A 20611-nucleotide genomic window follows, 5' to 3' on the forward strand; every position below is an offset into this window, starting at 1 on the left:
GCCGGGGCAGATTAGGCGGCGGGCGTCGCCTCGAAGCGCCGCCACAGGCGCGGACCGAGCAAATTGACCGCCAGGCCGCCGAGCACCAGCAGCGCGGCAAGCAGCTTCCACGACTGGAGCGGCTCGTGGAGGAAGAGCGCGGCGGTGCCCATGCCGAACACCGGCACCAGCAGCGTCAGCGGCGCGACGGTGGTCGTCGGATAGCGGCCGAGCAGCCAGCCCCAGGCGGCGTAGCCGAACATGGTGTTGCCGATCGACTGCCACGCCACGGCCGCCCAGGTCGCTGCGCTGGCGGCACCGATGGCCGAGAAGATCCGCGCCGGGCCTTCGAAGACCAGCGACAATGCCAGCAGCGGCGGCACGGCGAACAGGCTGGCCCAGACGACATAGCCGAGCATGTCGACGCCGCGCGCCCGGCGCTGGACGATGTTGCCACCGCCCCAGCCGAGCGCCGCGAGCAGCACCAGGCCGACACCCAGCGGCGTCGTCGCGCCATCGACATGGCTGGCGATGATGCCGATGCCAGCAACTGCCAGCGCCAGCGCGATCCACAGGCTGGGATGCAGCGGCACCGGGTTGTTGCGCTGCGCCAGCGCGATGGTGAAGAAGATCTGGGTCTGGACGAGCAGCGAGGCGAGGCCGGGCGCGATATGGCCGCCGATGGCGAAGTAGAGCACGCCGAACTGCATCACGCCGATCAGCACGCCATAGGCCGCGAGGTCGCGCCACGGCACCTTGGGCCGCGGCAGCAGGAACACCGCCGGGATCAGCGCGCCGCCGAAGCGCATCGCGGCGAACAGGAACGGCGGCAGGCTGTGCAGCGCGAACTTGATGACGACGAAGTTGGTCCCCCAGACCGCGACGACGGCGAGCGCCAGCAGGGCCGGGCGCCAGCCGAAGGCGCGGTTCATGACGCCGTCCGGGGGCGCGCCAGCCCGAAGAACGCCGCTGCCGCTGCGGCCAGGCTGGCGAGCATGACCACCGCCATCGGCACCGGCGTCCCGTCATGGAAGGCGCCTGCCACCGCCGCCGACCCGGCACCCGCGCCGAAGCTGGATGCGCCGAACAGTCCCGACGCCGACCCCGAGCGCAACGGATCGACCGACAGCGCCCCGGCCAGCGCGTTGGCGCCGATGAAGCCGTTCGATGACAGGGTGGCGAACAACATGACGAACACCACCCATCGATGCGCGCCGGTCGCCGCCGCCAGCGTCAGTGCCGCGCCGAAACCGACGCCGGCCAGCACTGCGGTGCCGAGGATGCGGTCGGACGAATAGCGGAGCAGCAGCTGGCGGTTGACCTGGCTGGCGCCGATGATGCCGATCGCCATGACCGCGAAGACCAGCCCGAACAAGGTCGGGCTGAGGCCCCAGATGTTGATGACCAGGTCGGGCGCGCTGGCGACATAGGCGAACAGCGTCGCGCCGTTGAGCGCGCCGGTGAGCAGATAGCCGAGCAGGCGGCGCTGGCGCATCAGGTCGACATAGGCGGCCAGCGGCGTCTCGCCACGCGCCTTGGCCTCGGTTTCCGCCGAGCGTGATTCGCCGAGCTTGAGGAAGGTCGCCAGCCCGACCGCGGCGCCGATCATCGCCAGCGCGCCGAACACCCAGCGCCAGCCGGCCACCATGACCAGCCAGCCGCCGAGCGTCGGTGCGATCATCGGCGCGACCGCCAGCACCAGCGTCAGCAGCGAGAAGATCCGTGCCGAATCCTGGTGATCGAAGCGGTCACGGACGACCGAGCGCGCGATCACCATGCCCGAGCAGCAGCCCAGCGCCTGGACGAACCGGCCCGCGATCAAGCCGTTGATCCCGGTAGCGAAAGTGCAGGCGAGCGAGGCCGCTATGTACAGCGCGACGCCGAACAGCAGCGGCGGGCGGCGCCCGATGCGGTCGGAGATCGGGCCATAGAACAGCTGGCCGATGGCGACACCCATGAAGAAGGCGACCAGCGTATGCTGCGTCTCCGCCGGGCCGACGCCAAAATCGCGGCCGATGGCGGGCAGCGCCGGCAGGTACAGGTCGATGGTCACCGCCCCGAAAGCAGTCAGTGACCCGAGCAGCAGGATAGTGCCCCGCGACGGATGCGGGCGCGGCGGCGCGTTCATCGACAGACCTTGTGCGGTGCAGCATTGGCGTTAGCGGGGGAGTGCGACGAAAGAAAGGCCCGGACAGGGTTCTTGCTTCTTGCGCCCCAAGAGTTTTAAGGTTGACGCAAACGTCAACCTTGGGAGTTTGAGATGGCTGCAATGAGCCCGACAGTCGACCTGACGAACGACGGCGATATCGCGGTCCTGACCATCGACTCGCCGCCGGTCAACGCGCTGTCGGCCGACGTCCGCGACGGGCTGGCCGCGGGGTTCGCCGCCGCCATCGCCGATCCGCTGGTCCGCGCCATCGTGCTGATCTGCGCCGGGCGGACCTTCATCGCGGGCGCCGACATCAGCGAGTTCGGCAAGCCGCCGCGCGGTGCCAGCCTGCACCAGGTCCAGCTCGACATGGAGGCCTCGCCCAAGCCGATCGTCGCCGCGATCCACGGTACCGCGCTGGGCGGCGGGCTGGAGGTGGCGTTGGCCTGTCACTACCGCGTCGCCGTGCCGTCGGCGAAGCTCGGCCTGCCGGAGGTCAAGCTCGGTCTGCTGCCGGGCGCCGGCGGAACCCAGCGGCTGCCGCGGCTGGTCGGCGTCGAGCAGGCGCTGAAGATGGTCACCAGCGGCGTGCCGATCGGCGGCAAGGCGGCACTGTCGTTCGGGCTGGTCGATGAACTGGCGCCGGAGGGCGAGCTGCTCGCGACCGCCAAGGCGTTCGCCGGGCGGTCGGGACTGGCGCTGATCCAGGTGCGCGACCGCAACGAGAAGGTCGAGGCGGCGCACGCCAACGCCGTCACGCTGTTCGCCGACTTCCGCAAGGCCAACGCCCGCGCGATGCGCGGCTTCGAGGCGCCCGAGGCCAATATCAAGTGCATCGAGGCGGCGGTGAACCTGCCCTTCGCCGACGGGCTGGCGTTCGAGCGCGAGCAGTTCATGCACCTGATGAACGGCCTGCAGTCGAAGGCGCAGCGCTATGCGTTCTTCGCCGAGCGCATGGCGAACAAGATCGACGGGCTGCCGGCGGACGCGAAGCCCCTGCCGGTCGAGAGCGTCGGGATCATCGGTGCGGGCACCATGGGCGGTGGCATTGCGATGAACTTCCTCAATGCCGGCCTGCCGGTGACCATCGTCGAGACCAAGCAGGAGGCGCTCGACCGCGGCGTCGCGACGATCCGCAAGAACTACGAGAACACCGCCGCCAAGGGCCGCATGACCGCCGCCGACGTCGAGGCGCGCATGGCGCTGCTGACGCCGACGCTCAGCCTCGAGGATCTGGGCCAGGCCGACATGATCATCGAGGCGGTGTTCGAGAACATGGACATCAAGAAGGAGGTGTTCGGCAAGCTCGACCGCATCGCCAAGCCGGGCGCGATCCTGGCGTCGAACACCAGCTATCTCAACGTCGACGAGATCGCTGCTTCGACCTCGCGGCCGGAGTCGGTGATCGGGCTGCACTTCTTCTCGCCCGCCAACGTCATGCGGCTGCTGGAGGTGGTGCGCGGCGCCAGGACCGACGTGCAGGTGCTGGCGACGGCGATGGCGACGGCCAAGCGCATTGGCAAGGTCGCGGCGGTGTCGGGCGTCTGCCACGGCTTCATCGGCAACCGGATGCTCAGCCTGCGCCAGCAACAGGCGCAGGCGCTGCTGCTGGAGGGGGCGCTGCCGGAGCAGGTCGACCGGGTGCTGTACGACTTCGGCTTTCCGATGGGGCCGTTCCAGATGTCGGACCTCGCCGGGCTCGATATCGGCTGGTCGGCGGACACGTCGAAGGGTGCGACGATCCGCGACCGGCTGTGCGAGGCGGGCTTGCGCGGCCAGAAGAACGGCCACGGCTTTTACGACTATGACGCCCAGCGCAACCGCGTGCCGTCGCCGGTCGCCGAGAAGATCATCTTCGATTTCGCCGCCGAGAAGGGCATCCAGCGCCGCGACATCGACGATACCGAGATCCTCGAGCGCTGCCTGTACCCGATGATCAACGAGGGCGCGTTGATCCTGGCGGAAGGCATGGCCCAGCGTGCCAGCGACATCGATATCGTCTGGATCTACGGCTATGGCTGGCCCGTCTATCGCGGCGGACCGATGTTCTGGGCCGACCACCAGGGCCTGGCCAAGGTCGCCGCCGGCCTGACCCGCTATGGCTTCGAAGTCGCGCCGCTGCTGGCGAAGCTGGCGGCGGAGGGCGGGAGCTTCACCGGGCAGGTCTGAGGGCAAACGACCACTCCGGGCCGACTTTGTCGCCAGCCCTCTTCGCATAGCCGCAGGGAGGGTAGGAGGCAGGCGCGTCGCGCGGTCCGGACGGGTCGGCCGTGCGGGCGCTGCGGCACCGAAACACAGTGTAACCTTCGCCGCGATCCCTACGTATATTCCATCATGAGCAACACATTCTCCCGCCGCGATGCCCTGGTCCTCGGTGGCATGGCCATCGCCCTGCCGCTTGCCTGGAAGTTCGGGGGGCCGGCCGTCGCTGCGCCGGTGCCCGGCAAGTTCGAAGTGTCCTTCACCCCGGCGCAGTGGAAGGCGCGGCTGTCGCCGGCCGCGTTCGACGTGCTGCGACAGGAGGGCACCGAGCGGCCGTTCAGCTCGCCACTCAACGACGAGCATCGCCCCGGTACCTTCAAATGCGCCGGCTGTGCGCTGCCGGTGTTCTCCAGCACAACCAAGTTCGACAGTCATACCGGCTGGCCGAGCTTCTACCAGCCGTTGCCCAACGCGGTCGCCACGACCAGCGACAGCTCATTGATGATGGAGCGGACCGAGGTTCACTGCCGCCGTTGCGGCGGGCATCTCGGCCATGTCTTCGACGACGGGCCGAAGCCGACCGGCCTGCGCTATTGCATGAATGGCGTGGCGATGACCTTCACCGCCGCCGCCAAGGCTTGAGGAGCTATCCGATGAAGCTTGCCACCCTGCTGCCGTTCGCCGTCGCCGCCGCCTTTGCGGTGCCGCTGCTCCAGCCCGCCTCGGCCGAGTCCACCAAGCTGGTCCCTGCCGCCGTCGTCGATGCGCCGCTGGCCGGCAAGACCGCCACCGCGGTGTTCGCCGGCGGCTGTTTCTGGGGACTGGAGGGCGTCTTCGAGCATGTCGCGGGCGTTCGCGACGTCGTCTCGGGCTATGCCGGCGGGGCGGGCCTGACGGCGCATTACGATGTCGTCGGCACCGGCGTCACCGGTCATGCGGAATCGGTGCGGATCACTTACGATCCGTCGAAGGTGACCTATGGCCAGCTGCTCCGCATCTATTTCTCGGTGGCGACCGACCCGACCGAGCTCAACCGCCAGGGGCCCGACACCGGCACCCAGTACCGCTCGACGATCTTTGCGCAGGACGCGGGGCAGGCGAAGATCGCCCGGGCCTATATCGCCCAGCTCAAGCCGAGCTTTGGCGCGCCGATCGTCACGACCATCGAGACCGGCAAGACCTTTTACCCGGCCGAAGCCTATCACCAGGACTTCATGCGGCTGAACCCGACCTATGGCTATATCGTCGTCAACGACGCGCCCAAGGTCGCCGCGCTGAAGCGGCTGTTCCCCAAGGTCTACCAGGGCTGACACGAAAACGCCGGGCAGGTCGGGCCTGCCCGGCGCTTGGTACGCAGGTAGCGTCAGGCGGTCGCGAGACCGGCCTGGCGGCGGCGCAGGCGCGATGCCGCACCGACGGCACCCATGCCTAGGATCATCATCGCCCAGGTCGCCGGCTCAGGAACTGCGGCGGTGACCGAGACGCCGTCGAGCAGCGAGAACGGCGGCTCGCCGTTCGGGGTGCCGACCGCCAGGAACGACAGCACCTGGCTGACGTTGGTCGCGGTGAAGGTGAAGTTCTCCTTCTGCCAACCGGTGAAGCCATGGCTGGCGTTGGTCAGCACGGCGGTGTCGATCTGCTGGTCGCCGAAGCTGACCTTCCACTGCTCGGTGGTCTCGCCGTTGTAGCCGAACTGCTGTGCGCCGCCCCAATAGAAGCCGACGTCGTACTTGGCGCCGACGACCAGGTTGTTGATGGTCTGCTGGATCGGCGCCACGAGAAACGCACCATCGGCACCGACATAGTTTCCGCCGACGGGGCTAACCGAGGCAAAGCCGTTGTTCGAGCCGTTGCCCGGGCCCCACAGCTTGAGGTTGCCGTACTGGCCGTTGACGCCGCTGGTGTCGGCCGTGCCCGCGCCGAAGATGAAGTTATAGCCGTTCGAGGTCCAGCCGGTCGCCGAGGTGTTGTTGTCGAACTGGCCGGGGCCGTTGGTCAGCATTTCGAAGCCGCCGTTCTGGACGAGGTTGACGCCAGCCTGTGCGGCGCTGCCGGTGAAGCCGGCCAGGGCGACCAGGGCGAGTGCGATGCGAGTGATCTTCATGCGAAATCTTCCTTTGATAACAACTACGTCCATGCCGCGCGCTTTTGGCTTGCCACCCCTGCAGAAGCGGAGCGGTGCAACATGGTCATCAAAGAGCAAGACTTGTGCCAAAGAAGTTAACGGCGAGGGCTCAGCTAAGTCCTTGGAATCAAACGACTCAATCGTTAATCAATATAAACGCGCGATCCGACGCCTGGAAAAACCTGTCGGCGAATTTTACACTTCCGTAATGTCTGACTGGAAATGGACATTCTCGACGCGATCCTTGAGGATGGGGAACGCGAGCCGGGGAACAGCATGACCGCCCAACATACCGACGTCGTCATCATCGGCGGCGGCCATAACGGCCTGACCTGTGCCGCTTATCTGGCCAAGGCAGGGCTGCAGACCGTCGTCGTCGAGCGCCGCGGCATCGTCGGCGGCGCCGCGGTGACGGAGGAGTTCCACCCGGGTTTCCGCAACTCGACCGCGAGCTACACGGTGTCGCTGCTCAACAAGAAGGTCATCGCCGACCTGGAACTGGCAAAGCACGGCCTGCGCGTCGTCCACCGCCCGGTCGCCAATTTCCTGCCGATGGCCGACGGGCGCTCGCTGACCACCGGCGAGGGCCGCACCCACCGCGAGGTCGCCAAGTTCAGCCAGAAGGATGCCGACAAGCTCGACGCCTATGAGGCGCAGCTGGCGAGCGTTGCCGAGGTGATGCGCGACCTGGTGCTGGAAACGCCGCCCAACGTCACGGACGGCAGCTGGCGCGAGGCGTTGCCGGAACTGCTGGCGGGCGCCCGGCTCGGCAATCGGATGCGCAAGCTCGACATGGAGGAGCGACGGACGCTGCTGGAATTGTTCGCCAAATCCTGCGGCGATTACCTCGACGGCTGGTTCGAGAGCGACCCGATCAAGGCGGTCTTCGGCTTCGACGGCATCGTCGGCAACTACGCCTCGCCGTACCAGCCGGGCAGCGCGTACGTCCTGCTCCACCACGTCTTCGGCGAGGTCAACGGCGTCAAGGGCGTATGGGGCGTCGCGATGGGCGGCATGGGCGCGATCAGCGACGCGATCTGCGCCAGCGCCGTTGCTGCCGGGGTCGATGTCCGCGTCGGCGACGGGGTGGCGGAGGTCATCGTCGAAAGCGGCCGCGCGGTCGGCGTAGTCACCACCTCCGGCCAGGTCATCCGCGCCAAGGCGGTCGTCTCCAACGTCCACCCGCAACTGTTGTACCAGCAGCTCATCGACCCCGCCGTGCTGCCGAAGCCGTTCGTGCGCCGCATCGCCGGCTATCGCTCGGGCTCGGGCGTGTTCCGCATGAACGTCGCGCTGTCGAAGCTGCCCAAGTTCAGCTGCGCGCCCGACGACGGCGGCGACCATCTGCGCGCCGGCATCATCATCGGCCCGACGCTCGATTATATGGAGCGCGCCTGGCTCGACGCGAAGGTCTTCGGCGTGGCGAAGGAGCCGATCGTCGAGATGCTGATCCAGAGCCTGTACGACGACAGCCTCGCGCCGCCGGGCCAGCACGTCGCCAGCCTGTTCTGCCAGCAGGTCGCGCCCGTCCTGCCCGACGGTCGCAGCTGGGACGACGAGCGCGAGGCGGTGGCGGACCACATGATCGCCACGGTCGAGAAATGGGCGCCGGGGTTCAAGGCGTCGGTGATCGCCCGCCAGATCCACTCGCCCCTCGACCTCGAGCGCAAGTTCGGCCTGGTGGGAGGCGACATCTTCCACGGCCGCCTGACCCTCGACCAACTATTCAGCGCCCGCCCGATGCTCGGGCACGGCGATTACCGCGGTCCGCTGAGGGGACTGTACATGTGCGGCAGCGGGACCCACCCGGGCGGCGGCGTGACCGGGGCGCCGGGGCACAACGCGGCGCGGGAGATCGTCAAGGATTTCAAGGGGCGGCGGGTTTAGTTCAAACCACCACCGCCCGCTGCCGTCTCAACAGTAGCCAAGGCACCGCGCCGACTGCCGCGATCCCGACGCTGATCGCCAGCAGCTTGGGGTCGGATACCGCGCACACCGCCGCGGTGAAGGCGAACATCGCCACCGCCAGCACCTTGTCCCGCGTGCCGCCGATCTTCGCCAGCACGCAGCATATCCCGAGGTAGGCGAACAGGCAGAACAGCGTCGCGACGTTGATGATGATCGCGAACTGGCGGGCGATGGTCGGGGCGGCGGTGGCGAGGGTGAGGAGGCTGAGGCCGACCGCGATAAACAATAGCGCGCGGCGGGGCGGGCGCTCCAGATCGTCGAACAGGCGGCGGGGAAACAGTCCGGCATGGGCGCCGGCGCGGGTGGTCTCCGCTGCCACGAGCAGCCAGCCGCCGAGCGTTCCCGCCGCCTTGACCAGCGCGCAGGCGGCGACCAGCCCCCCGGCGATGCCGCCGACGCCGCGCGCCACGGCTGCGGCGAAAGGCGCGGTCTGCCTGGCCATCTCGGCGGCGCTGAACATCCCGGACAAGGCGGTGCAGGCGGCGACATAGACGATCGCGGCGATGGCGACGCCGCCGACGGTGGCGATCGGCACGTTGCGCGCCGGGTTGGCGACGGTGACACTCGCCATCGCGGCGCTTTCGAAGCCGGTGAAGGCCCAGAACACCAGCACCAGCGAGGCGGGCAGGGCACTCGCCATCGACACGCCGCTGACGTTCCAAGACGCCTCGAACACATCGGCGCTGAACCACCACCAGCCGAAGATGCCGACGATCAGCACCGGCAGCAGCCCGATCACCAGCGTCCCCGCCGAGACCTTCGCCACCGTCCGCGCGCCGTACAAATTGGCTAGCGTCATCAGCCATAGCGCGGCGACGGTGCCGACCAGCGTCCAGATCGGCTCGGCGAAGCGTGGTACGAACCAGGCGAAGTAACCGACCGCCGCGAGCGCCACGGCGATGCAACCACTGGTCGCCGACAGCCAGTAGACGAAGCTCCACATATAGGCCGCGAACGGCCCGAACTCGGCGCGCACGGTGTCGGCCAGCGTGAAGCCCGGCGTCAGCCGCAGCACCGCGACGCGCGCGAACACCAGCGCCAGCAGCAGCGCGCCCGCCGCGGTGACGATCCACGAGATGATCGTCATCGAGCCGATCGCCGCAGTGGTCAGCGGCAGCAGGTAGATACCCGAGCCGATCATGTTGCCCGCGACGAGCGCAGTCGCGAGGCCGAGCCCAAGTCGCCGTTGATTCATCGCTGCACGCTAAACGCCCCCCGCGCCGACGCAAGGGGTGACCGGCGCGCTTTTCGCCCCTACATCCGTGGACATGGTTTCCAGCGTCTTCGACCTGTTCAAGATCGGCGTCGGGCCGTCGTCGTCGCACACCATGGGGCCGATGACGGCGGCCTGCGATTTCGTCACGGGGCTCGCCGACAACGGCCTGCTGACCGAGGTGGCGCGGGTCGAGGCGGAGCTGTTCGGCTCGCTGGCGCTGACCGGCAAGGGCCATGCCACCGACAAGGCGGTGCTGCTCGGCCTGTCGGGCCAGCGACCGCAGGACCTGTGCCCGGACGGCGCCGGCGAGATCGTCGAGGCGATCCGCACGACCGGCACGATCCGGCTGGCGGGCCTGCGCGACCTGCCGTTCGACGAGGCCCGCGACGTTCGCTGGCACCAGCGCGAACGGCTGCCCTTCCACTCCAACGGCATGCGGTTTTCAGCCTTCGACGCCGCCGGGGACGTGCTGGCGTCGCGGGTCAGCTATTCGGTCGGCGGCGGCGCGGTGGTCGGCGAGGCGGAGATCGCCCGCAATGCGCCGCCGGAGGGGCTGGTCGACCTGCCGTTCCCGTTCTCCTCGGGCGACGAACTGCTGGCCCGCGCCGCGCCCACCGACATCGCGACGCTGGCGCTGGCCAACGAACTGACCGCGCATAGCGAGGCCGAGATCCGGGCGCGGCTGGCGGCGATCCGCTCGGCGATGTCCGACTGCATCGACCGCGGCACGCGCAGCCTCGAAAAGATCCTGCCCGGCGGGCTCAACGTCAAGCGCCGCGCCCCCGCCGTGCTCGCCCTGCTGCGCGAGCGGCAGGAGCGGGCGCTCGCCGATCCGCTCAGCGTCATCGACTGGGTCAACCTCTGGGCGCTGGCGGTCAACGAGGAGAATGCCGCGGGCGGTCGCGTCGTCACCGCCCCGACCAATGGCGCGGCGGGCATCATCCCGGCGGTGCTGCGCTATTACGAGCGCTTCGCCCCCGGCGCGTCGGTCGAGGGCGCCGACCGCTTCCTGCTCGTCGCGGGGGTGATCGGCAGCCTGTTCAAGGAGAACGCCTCGATCTCGGGCGCCGAGGTCGGTTGCCAGGGCGAGGTCGGGGTCGCTTGCTCGATGGCCGCCGCCGGGCTGACCGCGGCGCTGGGCGGCAGCGACGGCCAGATCGAGAACGCCGCCGAGATTGGCATGGAGCACAATCTCGGCCTGACCTGCGATCCCGTCGGCGGGCTGGTGCAGGTGCCGTGCATCGAGCGCAACGCGGTTGGTGCAATCAAGGCGATCGAGGCGTCGCGGCTGGCGCTGCTGGGTGACGGCACGCACCGCGTCTCGCTCGACCAGGTCATCGAGACGATGCGCAAGACCGGCGCCGACATGGGCGAGAAGTACAAGGAGACCAGCCTCGGCGGGCTGGCGGTGAACGTCGTCGCCTGCTGAGGCAGGCTTGGGCAACGTCGCCACCTGCTGACGCTTTGTCGCGGCGGGAGCGGGGATCGGGCGCGGCGCGTTGCAGGGTCGCCTGAATTCACCAAGGACGATCGTGCCGCATTACCTCGTCGCCGAGAGCGAGACCCCCGATGACCGCGACGCCCGGCGCCAGCATGCCGGCAAGAGTTCGGGGGAGAGCTATGCCGCGACCCTGTCCCAGCTGCGGCCGGGCGCCGAGATCACTATCGTCGCGCCGGCGGACGATGATGCGCGGCGCTTCGAGGCGGCCGAGCTGAGTGGCTTCGACGCGGTGTTCCTGACCGGCTCGCCGATGCACGTCTATGAGGACAGCCCCGAGGTGGCGCGGCAGCTGGCGTTCATGCGCCGCGTGTTCGCGTCGGGCACGCCGTCGTTCGGTTCGTGCGCAGGGTTGCAGATTGCGGTGGCTGCGGCCGGTGGCACGGTGCGCAAGATGCCGGCGCGGATGGAAGCCGGCATCGCCCGGCGGATCACCGCGACCGAGGCAGGGCGCGACCATCCGCTGCTCGTCGGGCGGCCGCCGGCCTGGGATGCCCCGGCGATCCACGGCGACGAGGTCGAGACCCTGCCCGACGGCGCGACGCTGCTGGCGAGCAACGGCGTTACCCGGGTCCAAGCGGCCGAGATCCGCTTCGACGGCGGGACGTTCTGGGGGGTGCAATATCATCCGGAGCTCGCACCGGGCGAGATCGCGGTGGCGCTGCGGCGGCAGGCAGCGGATTTGGTCGAGGCCGGTCTGGCGGACGACGAAGCCAGCGTGTGTCTCCGCGCCAACCAGCTCGACGCGCTGCACCGCGAGCCGGAGCGGCGGTCGAACCTGTGGGCGCTGGGCGTCGACCGCGAGTTCGCCGACGAGGCGCGGCGGCGGACCGAATTGTCGAACTTCCTGGCGCACCTGCCCGGCGGCGCGGCGGGATGAGAGAGGCGGCCCGGAACGAGCCCGGCGATCCAGGTCACGTCAACGAGACCGTCGAGCATCTGGCCCAGATGCACCGCGAGCTGGACGAGGCGACGCCGGGCATCCAGAAGGTCGCGAACAGCGTCACGCACTTTCTCGGGCGACCAGGGCTGGTCGCGGCGATACTGGCGCTGGTGGCGGTGTGGATCGTCGGCAACGCCATCGCCCAGCACTTCGGCTATCGCCCGATCGATATCTTCCCGTTTCCGGAGCTGGCGCTGGTCGCGACGGTGTCGGCCTTCCTGCTCGCGATGATCATCCTGTCGACGCAGCGCTACGAGGACGAGCGCGCCACCAAGCGCTCGCAATTGACGCTGCAGATCGCCGTGCTCAGCGAGAAGAAGATCGCCAAGATCATCGCCCTGCTGGAGGAAGCGCGGCGGGAGAGTCCGAACCTTTCGTCGCGAGTCGACAGGGAGGCGGACGCGATGGCGCAGGCGGCCGATCCACGCTCCAACCTGCAGCAGATCGAGGCCGCCGAGAACGCTGGGGACGCAGCGTCGCGGTACCGGGCCTGGGGAGGATGACGCCGCGCATTCGCTCGCGTACACTGGACGGCGAATCCCCGGCATGAGCACCCAGTGACCCAGACTTATCACGTCAAATCCTTCGGCTGCCAGATGAACGCCTATGACTCGGAGCGTATCGGCGAGTTGCTGGAAGCTGACGGGATGGTCGCGGCGGACGCCGGCGAAGCCGATATCGTCGTGCTCAACACCTGCCACATCCGCGAGAAGGCGGCGGAGAAGGTCTATTCCGACATCGGGCGGCTGCGCGAGCGCAGCGGCGGCGCGCCGCGCATCGTCGTCGCCGGCTGTGTCGCCCAGGCGGAGGGCGGCGAGATCGTCCGCCGCGCGCCGTCGGTCGACGTCGTGGTCGGGCCGCAAGCCTATCACCGCCTGCCCGAGCTGCTGCGCGCCGGTCGTGCCGTCGATACCGACATGCCGGTGGTGCCGAAGTTCGACGCGCTGCCGGCGCGCCGCCTGTCGGTCGGGACCAGCGCCTTCCTGACGGTGCAGGAGGGTTGCGACAAGTTCTGCACCTTCTGCGTCGTGCCCTACACGCGCGGCGGCGAGGTTTCGCGGCCGGTGTCGGCGGTCATGGCCGAGGCGCGGGCCCTGGCCGCGGCTGGGGCGCGGGAACTGACGCTGCTCGGGCAGAACGTGAACGCCTATCACGGTACCGACGGCGTCGGGCCGGTGGGTCTTGCCGGGTTGATCCGTCGCATCGCCGGCGTACCGGGGATCGCGCGGATTCGCTACACCACCTCGCACCCGCGCGACATGACCGAGGATCTGATCGACGCGCATGTCGAGGTGCCGCAATTGATGCCGTATCTCCACCTACCGGTGCAGGCGGGATCTGACAGCCTGTTGCGCCGCATGAACCGGGCGCACACCCGCGGCAGCTATCTGGCGCAGATTGCCGGCATCAAGCGCCGGGTGCCGGGCATCGCCATCTCGGGCGACTTCATCGTCGGCTTTCCCGGCGAGACCGACGACGATTTCGACCAGACCCTCAGCCTGATCCGTGAAGTCGGCTATGCCCAGGCCTATAGTTTCAAATACTCGCCCCGCCCCGGCACCCCCGCCGCGACCATGCCCGACCAGGTCCCCGAAGCCGTCAAGGACGCGCGCCTGTTCGAGCTCCAGCGCGTGCTCGGCGAAGGCGCCATGGCGTTCAACCGTGCCTCGGTCGGCAAGCGTTGCGACGTGCTGTTCGAACGCACCGGCCGCCGTCCGGGCCAGCTGATCGGCAAATCGCCGTGGCTGCAGTCGGTGTTCGTCACGGAACCCGGCCTCAAGATCGGCGATATCGCTACGGTCGACCTCGTCGACGCTCAGCCCAATTCTCTGGAGGGACGCATCGTGAAATTGGCCCAGGCCGCCTGAGTGGTAAAATCCAAGCACCCCCAGCGCCCCGCCCCGCGCGGCCCCGTCGCTGGTAACGATCGCGTCAAGTTGGAGGTCGAGTTCGACCGGCCCCAGCTGCTCGGCCCGCTGTTCGGCCAGTATGACCAGAACCTCATCGCTTTGGAGAACCGCCTCGGCGTCTATATCCAGGCGCGCGGCAACCGCGTCACTATCGAGGGCGAGGCGGAAAGCGCCGCCCGCGCCCGTGACGTGCTGACCGGCCTGTATAACCGCCTCAGCCAGGGCCAGACCGTCGACGTCGGCGATGTCGAGGGCGCGGTCTCGATCAGCGGCGATCCGTCGCTCGACGGGCTGACTCATGCCGAGGATGGCACCATCAACCCCGCCGTGGTGATCCGCACCCGCCGCAAGGTCATCGTGCCGCGTTCGCCGACGCAGGTGCGCTATATCGAGGCGCTGGGCTCCAAGGACGTGATCTTCGCGCTCGGGCCGGCCGGTACCGGCAAGACCTATCTCGCGGTGGCGCAGGCGGTGTCGCAGCTGATCGCCGGCTCGGTCGACCGGCTGGTGCTGTCGCGCCCGGCGGTGGAGGCGGGCGAGCGCCTCGGCTTCCTGCCCGGCGACATGAAGGACAAGGTCGATCCGTACCTGCGCCCGCTGTACGATGCGCTGTACGACATGCTGCCCGCCGAGCAGGTCGAGCGTCGCCTGGCCTCGGGCGAGATCGAGATCGCGCCGCTGGCCTTCATGCGCGGCCGCACGCTGGCCAATGCCTTCGTTATCCTCGACGAGGCGCAGAACACCACGCCGCTGCAGATGAAGATGTTCCTGACCCGCTTCGGCCAGGGTTCGCGGATGGTGGTCTGCGGCGACCCGAACCAGGTCGACCTGCCCAACCCGGCCTCGTCGGGGCTGGCCGACGCGGTGCGCAAGCTCGACGGCATCGACGGCATCGCGACCCTGCGCTTCTCGTCGCGCGAGGTCGTGCGCCACCCGATCGTCGGACGCATCGTCGAAGCGTACGAAGGCCCGCCGCAGGACGCATGACATGCTGATCGTCGAGACGGCCATCGCCACGCCCGACTGGGACGAGGCCATAGACTGGCAAGGGCTGGCGGAGCGCGCCTGTGCCGCGGCGCTGGCGGAGACGCCGCATGCCGGGCTCGACCGCGCCGGCTACGGCGTCGAGGTGTCGGTGCGCTTCACCGACGATGCCGAGGTGCAGAAGCTCAACCAGCAGTACCGCGGCAAGGACAAGCCGACCAACGTGCTGAGCTTCCCGATGGTGCAGCCGGACCTGATCGAGGCGCTGTCGAACAGCGACGACGGCGAGGTGCTGCTCGGCGATATCGTCATGGCGTGGCAGACCATTGCCGCCGAAGCGCAGGCCAAGGCGTTGAGCCCCGCAGACCACGCCGCGCACCTGATTGTGCACGGCCTGCTGCACCTGCTAGGTTATGATCATGACGACGACGCGCTGGCGGGGCACATGGAGCGGATGGAAGTCGCGGCGCTGGCCACGCTTGGCCTTGGCGATCCCTACGCCGATCACAGCGCCGTCTAGGCCGCAGCGATGAGCGACCCCCATAGTAGTAGCGATTTCGGCTCGCGCCTGTGGCGGGGACTACGCACCCTGCTGACCGGCACCGATGCCGAGCCGTCACTGCGCGCCAGCCTCGAAGAGGCGATCGACGAGCACGCCGCGGCCGGCGAGGAGGGCGACGACCTATCGCCGGTTGAGCGCACCATGTTGAAGAACCTGCTGCATTTCGGCGAGCGGCTGGTCGGCGATACTGCGGTGCCGCGCTCCGATATCATCGCCTTCGATGTCGACGACAGCTTTGCCGACCTCGTCGCGCGCTTCCGCGATGCGGGGCACAGCCGCATGCCGGTATTCCGCGACAGCCTCGACCAGGTGATCGGCATGATCCACATCAAGGATGTCTACTCGGTCATCAGCGAGACCTTCTCCGACGCGGTGTCGAGCAAGCCGTTCGAGAGCATCCCGGTCGAGTCGCTGCTGCGCGAAGTCCTGCATGTTCCGGAATCGATGCGCGTGCTCGACTTGCTGGCGCGGATGCGGGCGGGGGCGACGCATATGGCGATCGTCGTCGACGAATATGGCGGCACCGACGGCCTGGTGACGATCGAGGACCTGGTCGAGGAAATCGTCGGGGACATCGAGGACGAGCACGACGAGGAGCAGGCGCAACAGCTCCAGGCGATCGGCGACGACTTGTACGAGGCCGACGCCCGCCTCGACCTCGAGGAGCTTGAGGTCGCGCTGGGGCTGAGCTTTGCCAACGAGGATATCGGCGAGGACGTCGATACGCTGGGCGGCATGGTGTTCATGCTGGCCGGGCGCGTTCCCGCGATCGGAGAGACGGTCGATCATCCGACCGGCTGGAAGTTCGAAGTCATCGACGGCGATCCACGTCATGTCCGCCGCGTCCGACTGTATCCTCCGGAGAAAGCTGCAGCCTGATCTGTGACGCCGTTCGACGATGCTTGATATATGTCTGCGTAATACTCAATTGTATGTTCGCAGTTGCAGCATGACTGTTTTCCGCGATTGCCTTCGTTCCGCCAAAGCTGCAATGTAGCTCCGTCCTTAACGATGCGGAGCTTCTGAGATCATGGCCCAAGACTTGGCATTTGCTTTGAAGCGATACCGCTCCATTATCGCGGGGGCGGCATTGATCGCCGCTGCCGCAGTCGTTTCAGCGACGCCGGCCGCTGCACAGTCTTCCGATCCGGCAACCTGGGTCGGCTGCCATCCGGTTGCCGGTGGCGTGTCCTGCCCGCCGATCATCAAGGCCGGTATCGCGCTGACGGCGCCTCCCGTCGCGCCGCCGCCTGCCGCCGCTCCAAACGCACCGCCGCGCATGCCGCAGGGCGGTCGCGGTCCGATCCGCGTGCTGGTCATCACCAAGGGCCATGAGTTCGAGCGCGAGCAGTTCAACCAGATGCTCGATTCGCTGGGCGACGACATCACCTACACGCACGTCGACCATCCCGCCGCCGACCTGCTGATGAACCCGACCGCCGGCAAGAATTTCGACGTCTACCTGTTCTACGATCTCGGCGGCCCCGGTGTGCGGACGCCGCGCGCCGACGGTACCATCGACCGCGTCTATCCCAATCCTTCGCCGCAGCTGAAGCGTGACTTCCCGGCGCTGCTCAAGGCCGGCAAGGGCATGGTCTTCATGCACCACGCCTCCGCCGCCTGGGCCCATACCTGGCCGGAATATTCCGAAGTCATCGGCGGCGCCTGCGACTGGTACGCGCCGATCACGGTTCGCGGTATCCTCGACCCGCGCCACGGCTATTATCAAAAGACCAAGCAGCACATCACCGTCGTCGACAAGAACAGCCCGATCACCAAGGGCCTGGGCGATGGTTTCGACACGACCGACGAGGCCTATGCCTGCGCCTTTTTCGAGGATTCGGTCCATCCGCTGCTGCGTACCGACTTCACGCCGCCGGATCCGCTGGTCAATCTCAACCCCAAGCGCAAGTTCAGCAACCTGTCGGCCTGGTACAAGTCGTCGGAGAACAGCCCGGTCTTCTATGTCCAGATCGGCCATGACCACACGCCTTGGGAGCAGCCTGAATATCGGCTGCTGCTGCGCAACGCGATCAAATGGGCAGCATCGCCGGAAGCTCTCGCCTGGGCCAAGGCGCATCCCACGAAGATCTTCAAATAGGATCGACGGCCCCCGCCACATCGGCGGGGGCCGGTCGCCGGCTCGGAGGCGGACCAACCGGGGCAAGCATCTTGAGCGCCGCCTTCGACTGTGGCGCGATCCCTACCCCGTCGGTACTCCCGAACCGCCACGTACTCATGATCGCCGAGGTCGCGGACCATGCGTCCGACCTGCGAGCCTGCCGCGGATAGTGTTGCGGAGAGGTCAGCGCCCGATGGGCTACTACCTCCGAGCTATTCCAAAGCGCATGATCTCGTCGCGGCTAATCCCATCGTCACTCGGCTAGTCGCTGAATCTCCGCCGTCGCTAAGACTCCTTAGGCAGAACCGATAGAACATTGCCGATGTACGTTTCGATATAGCCGAATTAACCTTCCGCCAATTCAACTAGGTCGCGCCTCGCTTCGTACGAACTCTCGGGCGCGTTGGATTGGGAGGAACCAGCATGAAATCGAGGCACATTCTTGCGGCAGCGGCAATCATGGCGGCGACGCTGAGCGCCCGCGTTGCCGCCCATGACTATGCATTCAACTTCAGCGGTGGCGGGGCCAGCGGCTCGATCAACCTGACCTGGAGCCCCAATCCGAACACCGGCGTCATACCGGGCACATCGCCGAACCCGGTCGATCCGATCGGGTCCTACATCGTTACCGGGATCAGCGGTACCTTCTCCGACACCAATATCGGGATCGTCGACGCTGCGATCACCGGGATCGTCCCCAGCAACCCGCACGATCCCGAGGACACCAACCTGCGCGCTCCGCACAGCTTCGGCTTCTATAAGATCGTCAACGGGCCGCTTACCCCGGAAGGCGTGCCGGCATCCGGGTTCTCCTATTCCAACCTGTTCTATCCAGGCGGTTCGCCGCAAAGCGCCACCGATTATCCGTTTCACGGCGGGTTCCTCGATATCTATGGACTCGTGTTCACGATCGCCGGCGGTAACGCGGTCAATCTGTGGAGCAACGGCGACCTTGGCGGTCTGACCTATGGTGTCGGCGTCACGGACGGCGTCGACGTACTCGACTATGTCAGCCCGGTGACGGTCGCCGCCGTGCCCGAGCCAGCCGCCTGGGGCATGATGCTAAGCGGTCTCGGACTGGTCGGACTGGTGATGCGGCGTCGCCAGCAGCCCTGCGCTGCATAGCCGCTCGAGCTAGTTCGCCGGCTTCCACACCAGCCGGAGCCTGGCTGGGTTCTCGACAGCGTGTCGCCGCCATCGGCAAGGGCGGTGGCACCGCTGTCCCTCCCGGTCGGTCGCGCACCGGTTGGCAGACGGCACCGGCGTCCAACATCGTCTCGATCGCAGCATCGTTGGCCCAGACGTCGCCGCACTGGTCGCCAGTCGAGGTCTTGCCTGCGCAAGGAGTTGCGGCGGGCGGCTTGCGCGCATCGCCGGGCCTGCCTAAGCGCGCAGCCATGACCCCGCGTTTCCGCCTTGGCCTGGCCTTTGCTGCCGGGGCCCTTGCCGCCACCGGCTTCGCACCGCTGGGACTGTGGCCGCTGACCGTCGTTGCGCTGGCGGTGCTGGTCTGGCTGCTGCAGCGGGCGCCGACGCGGCGCGCGGCGTTCGCGACGGGCTGGTGGTTCGGCTGGAGCCATTTCGGCGTCGGCCTGACCTGGATCGCCACGGCGTTCACCTTCCAGGCCGCGATGCCGCCGGTGCTCGGCTGGGTCGCGGTGGTGCTGCTGGCGATGTTCCTGGCGATCTACATCGGCCTGGCGACGCTGGTGGCGTGGAGCCTGGCGCGGCGGCCGGGGCCGCGGGTATTGCTGCTGGCGGTGAGCTGGATGCTGGCCGAATGGTTGCGCGGGCACTTATTGTCCGGCTTTGCCTGGGGACCGTTGGGCGTCGCCTGGCTGAATGCCGGAGCGGTCGCGCAACTGGCGAGCGTGTTCGGCGGTCTCGGCCTGTCCGGGCTGATGGTGCTTGCCGGTGGCGGCCTTGCGCTGGCAGCGCAACGCAGCCGGCGCACTGGAGCGGCGGCGCTGGTCGGGATCTGCGGCATCGCGGCGCTGACCGGGCTGCTCCTGCCGACCGCACCGGTGTCGAAGGGCCCGATGGTGCACCTGGTGCAGGCCGATATCGGCCAGTCGACCAAGTACGACCCGGCGCTGGAGGTCGATCATTTCCGCCGTTACCTCAATCTGACCCGGGGCGCCCTGGCCGCGCCCGAGGGGCGTCCGCCGGCGATTGTCGCCTGGCCCGAGGCAGCGATCGGCTATCCGGTCGAGGAAGATCGCGAGGCCCGGGCGGCGCTGGCATCCGTGCTGCATCCCGGTGACCTGCTGCTGTTCGGCGGCGAGGCGCTGATCCGCAATCCGGCTGGTGACGTCACCGCGGCGACCAACAGCCTGTTCGTCATCGACAGTGCCGCCCGCCTGCACGGCCGCTACGACAAGGCGCATCTGGTGCCACTGGGCGAATATGTGCCGATGCGACCGCTGATGACAGCGCTTGGCCTGGCACGGCTGACGCCGGGCGATCTCGATTTCCTGCCGGGGCCGGGACCGCGGACGCTGGCGCTGCCGGGGTTTGCCGATGTCGGCGTGCAGATCTGCTACGAGATCATCTTCCCGGGCGAGGTCGTCGATCCGGCGCACCGGCCGAAGTGGCTGCTCAACGTCAGCAACGATGCCTGGTTCGGCGCCTCCGGGCCACCGCAACACCTGGCGCAATCGCGGCTGCGGGCGATCGAGGAGGGGCTGCCGGTCGCCCGCGCCACCCCTACCGGGATCAGCGCGCTGGTCGATGCACGGGGGCGGATCGTCGCGCAACTCGGCCAGAATGTCATGGGCGTGGTCAGCGCCGCGTTGCCGCCGCCGCTGCCGCCGACGCTGTTCGCGCAGTATGGGCACTGGACCAGCCTCGTCTTCGCATTGCTGCTGCTGCTCGCCGCCGCATGGGCAATCGCGCGTCCCATATAAGGATAGCTTTATATGCTTGCCGCCGCGCCCCGGCTTGCCTAGACCCG

18 protein-coding genes are annotated in these 20611 nt (G+C 68.1%); 14 read left to right on the forward strand and 4 right to left on the reverse strand.

Annotated elements, in window-relative coordinates; all coding sequences use genetic code 11:
* Positions 1–11: 11 nt before the first annotated feature.
* Together ACOFKW_RS08400 and ACOFKW_RS08405 are read right to left on the reverse strand one after the other, a co-directional pair.
* Positions 12–911, reverse strand: coding sequence for an EamA family transporter (locus ACOFKW_RS08400; RefSeq protein WP_419813706.1), 900 nt, complete (start codon positions 909–911; stop codon positions 12–14).
* The gene (locus tag ACOFKW_RS08405; protein WP_419813707.1) at positions 908–2107 is read right to left on the reverse strand and encodes a multidrug effflux MFS transporter; all 1200 of its coding nucleotides are present in this window, start codon (positions 2105–2107) and stop codon (positions 908–910) included. The genes ACOFKW_RS08400 and ACOFKW_RS08405 overlap by 4 nt, the downstream gene beginning before the upstream one ends.
* 141 nt (positions 2108–2248) lie before the next feature.
* On the opposite strand from ACOFKW_RS08405, the gene ACOFKW_RS08410 reads away from it, so the two are divergent.
* From ACOFKW_RS08410 to msrA, 3 genes are all read left to right on the forward strand, one after another.
* Positions 2249–4297 carry a 3-hydroxyacyl-CoA dehydrogenase NAD-binding domain-containing protein gene (locus tag ACOFKW_RS08410; RefSeq protein ID WP_419816910.1) on the forward strand — a complete coding sequence of 683 codons (2049 nt, stop codon included), beginning with the start codon at positions 2249–2251 and terminating at the stop codon, positions 4295–4297.
* A 165-nt stretch (positions 4298–4462) separates the two neighbouring features.
* Positions 4463–4972, forward strand: a complete 510-nt coding sequence (msrB, locus tag ACOFKW_RS08415; RefSeq protein WP_419813708.1) for a peptide-methionine (R)-S-oxide reductase MsrB — start codon at positions 4463–4465, stop codon at positions 4970–4972.
* Positions 4973–4983: 11 nt separating this feature from the next.
* The gene (msrA, locus tag ACOFKW_RS08420; RefSeq protein ID WP_419813709.1) at positions 4984–5640 is read left to right on the forward strand and encodes a peptide-methionine (S)-S-oxide reductase MsrA; all 657 of its coding nucleotides are present in this window, start codon (positions 4984–4986) and stop codon (positions 5638–5640) included.
* A 53-nt stretch (positions 5641–5693) separates the two neighbouring features.
* Here the strand turns inward: msrA and ACOFKW_RS08425 are convergent, their stop codons facing one another.
* Positions 5694–6434: a PEPxxWA-CTERM sorting domain-containing protein gene (locus ACOFKW_RS08425; protein ID WP_419813710.1), complete on the reverse strand. Its 741-nt coding sequence runs from the start codon at positions 6432–6434 to the stop codon at positions 5694–5696.
* A 297-nt stretch (positions 6435–6731) separates the two neighbouring features.
* Between ACOFKW_RS08425 and ACOFKW_RS08430 the strand changes: the two genes are divergently transcribed.
* On the forward strand, positions 6732–8342 hold the full coding sequence (locus tag ACOFKW_RS08430) for a phytoene desaturase family protein (RefSeq protein ID WP_419813711.1): 1611 nt from the start codon (positions 6732–6734) through the stop codon (positions 8340–8342).
* Between the two features lies 1 nt (position 8343).
* On the opposite strand, the gene ACOFKW_RS08435 is transcribed toward ACOFKW_RS08430, so the two are convergent.
* Positions 8344–9618, reverse strand: coding sequence for an amino acid permease (locus tag ACOFKW_RS08435; RefSeq protein ID WP_419813712.1), 1275 nt, complete (start codon positions 9616–9618; stop codon positions 8344–8346).
* Positions 9619–9691: 73 nt separating this feature from the next.
* On the opposite strand from ACOFKW_RS08435, the gene ACOFKW_RS08440 reads away from it, so the two are divergent.
* From ACOFKW_RS08440 to lnt, 10 genes are all read left to right on the forward strand, one after another.
* The gene (locus ACOFKW_RS08440) at positions 9692–11068 is read left to right on the forward strand and encodes an L-serine ammonia-lyase (RefSeq protein WP_419813713.1); all 1377 of its coding nucleotides are present in this window, start codon (positions 9692–9694) and stop codon (positions 11066–11068) included.
* Positions 11069–11171: 103 nt separating this feature from the next.
* Positions 11172–12017 (forward strand): type 1 glutamine amidotransferase, encoded by an 846-nt coding sequence (locus ACOFKW_RS08445; RefSeq protein ID WP_419813714.1) that lies wholly within the window; start codon positions 11172–11174, stop codon positions 12015–12017.
* Complete coding sequence (locus ACOFKW_RS08450; protein WP_419813715.1) at positions 12014–12583, forward strand: DUF1003 domain-containing protein; 570 nt, start codon at positions 12014–12016, stop codon at positions 12581–12583. Before ACOFKW_RS08445 ends, ACOFKW_RS08450 begins: the two co-directional genes overlap by 4 nt.
* A 93-nt stretch (positions 12584–12676) precedes the next feature.
* Positions 12677–13948: a tRNA (N6-isopentenyl adenosine(37)-C2)-methylthiotransferase MiaB gene (gene miaB, locus ACOFKW_RS08455; RefSeq protein ID WP_419816911.1), complete on the forward strand. Its 1272-nt coding sequence runs from the start codon at positions 12677–12679 to the stop codon at positions 13946–13948.
* Between the two features lie 69 nt (positions 13949–14017).
* Positions 14018–14977 carry a PhoH family protein gene (locus ACOFKW_RS08460; protein WP_419813716.1) on the forward strand — a complete coding sequence of 320 codons (960 nt, stop codon included), beginning with the start codon at positions 14018–14020 and terminating at the stop codon, positions 14975–14977.
* Between the two features lies 1 nt (position 14978).
* Entirely contained in the window at positions 14979–15494 is a 516-nt protein-coding gene (gene ybeY, locus ACOFKW_RS08465) for an rRNA maturation RNase YbeY (RefSeq protein ID WP_419813717.1), read from the forward strand.
* 9 nt (positions 15495–15503) lie between these two features.
* On the forward strand, positions 15504–16415 hold the full coding sequence (locus ACOFKW_RS08470) for a hemolysin family protein (protein ID WP_419813718.1): 912 nt from the start codon (positions 15504–15506) through the stop codon (positions 16413–16415).
* A 151-nt stretch (positions 16416–16566) separates the two neighbouring features.
* On the forward strand, positions 16567–17637 hold the full coding sequence (locus ACOFKW_RS08475) for a ThuA domain-containing protein (RefSeq protein ID WP_419813719.1): 1071 nt from the start codon (positions 16567–16569) through the stop codon (positions 17635–17637).
* 444 nt (positions 17638–18081) lie between these two features.
* Positions 18082–18783: a PEPxxWA-CTERM sorting domain-containing protein gene (locus tag ACOFKW_RS08480; protein WP_419813720.1), complete on the forward strand. Its 702-nt coding sequence runs from the start codon at positions 18082–18084 to the stop codon at positions 18781–18783.
* A gap of 272 nt (positions 18784–19055) precedes the next feature.
* The gene (lnt, locus tag ACOFKW_RS08485) at positions 19056–20564 is read left to right on the forward strand and encodes an apolipoprotein N-acyltransferase (protein ID WP_419813721.1); all 1509 of its coding nucleotides are present in this window, start codon (positions 19056–19058) and stop codon (positions 20562–20564) included.
* The last annotated feature ends 47 nt before the right edge of the window (positions 20565–20611 follow it).

The sequence above is a fragment of the Glacieibacterium sp. genome (assembly GCF_965200405.1).
GTDB lineage: Bacteria > Pseudomonadota > Alphaproteobacteria > Sphingomonadales > Sphingomonadaceae > Glacieibacterium.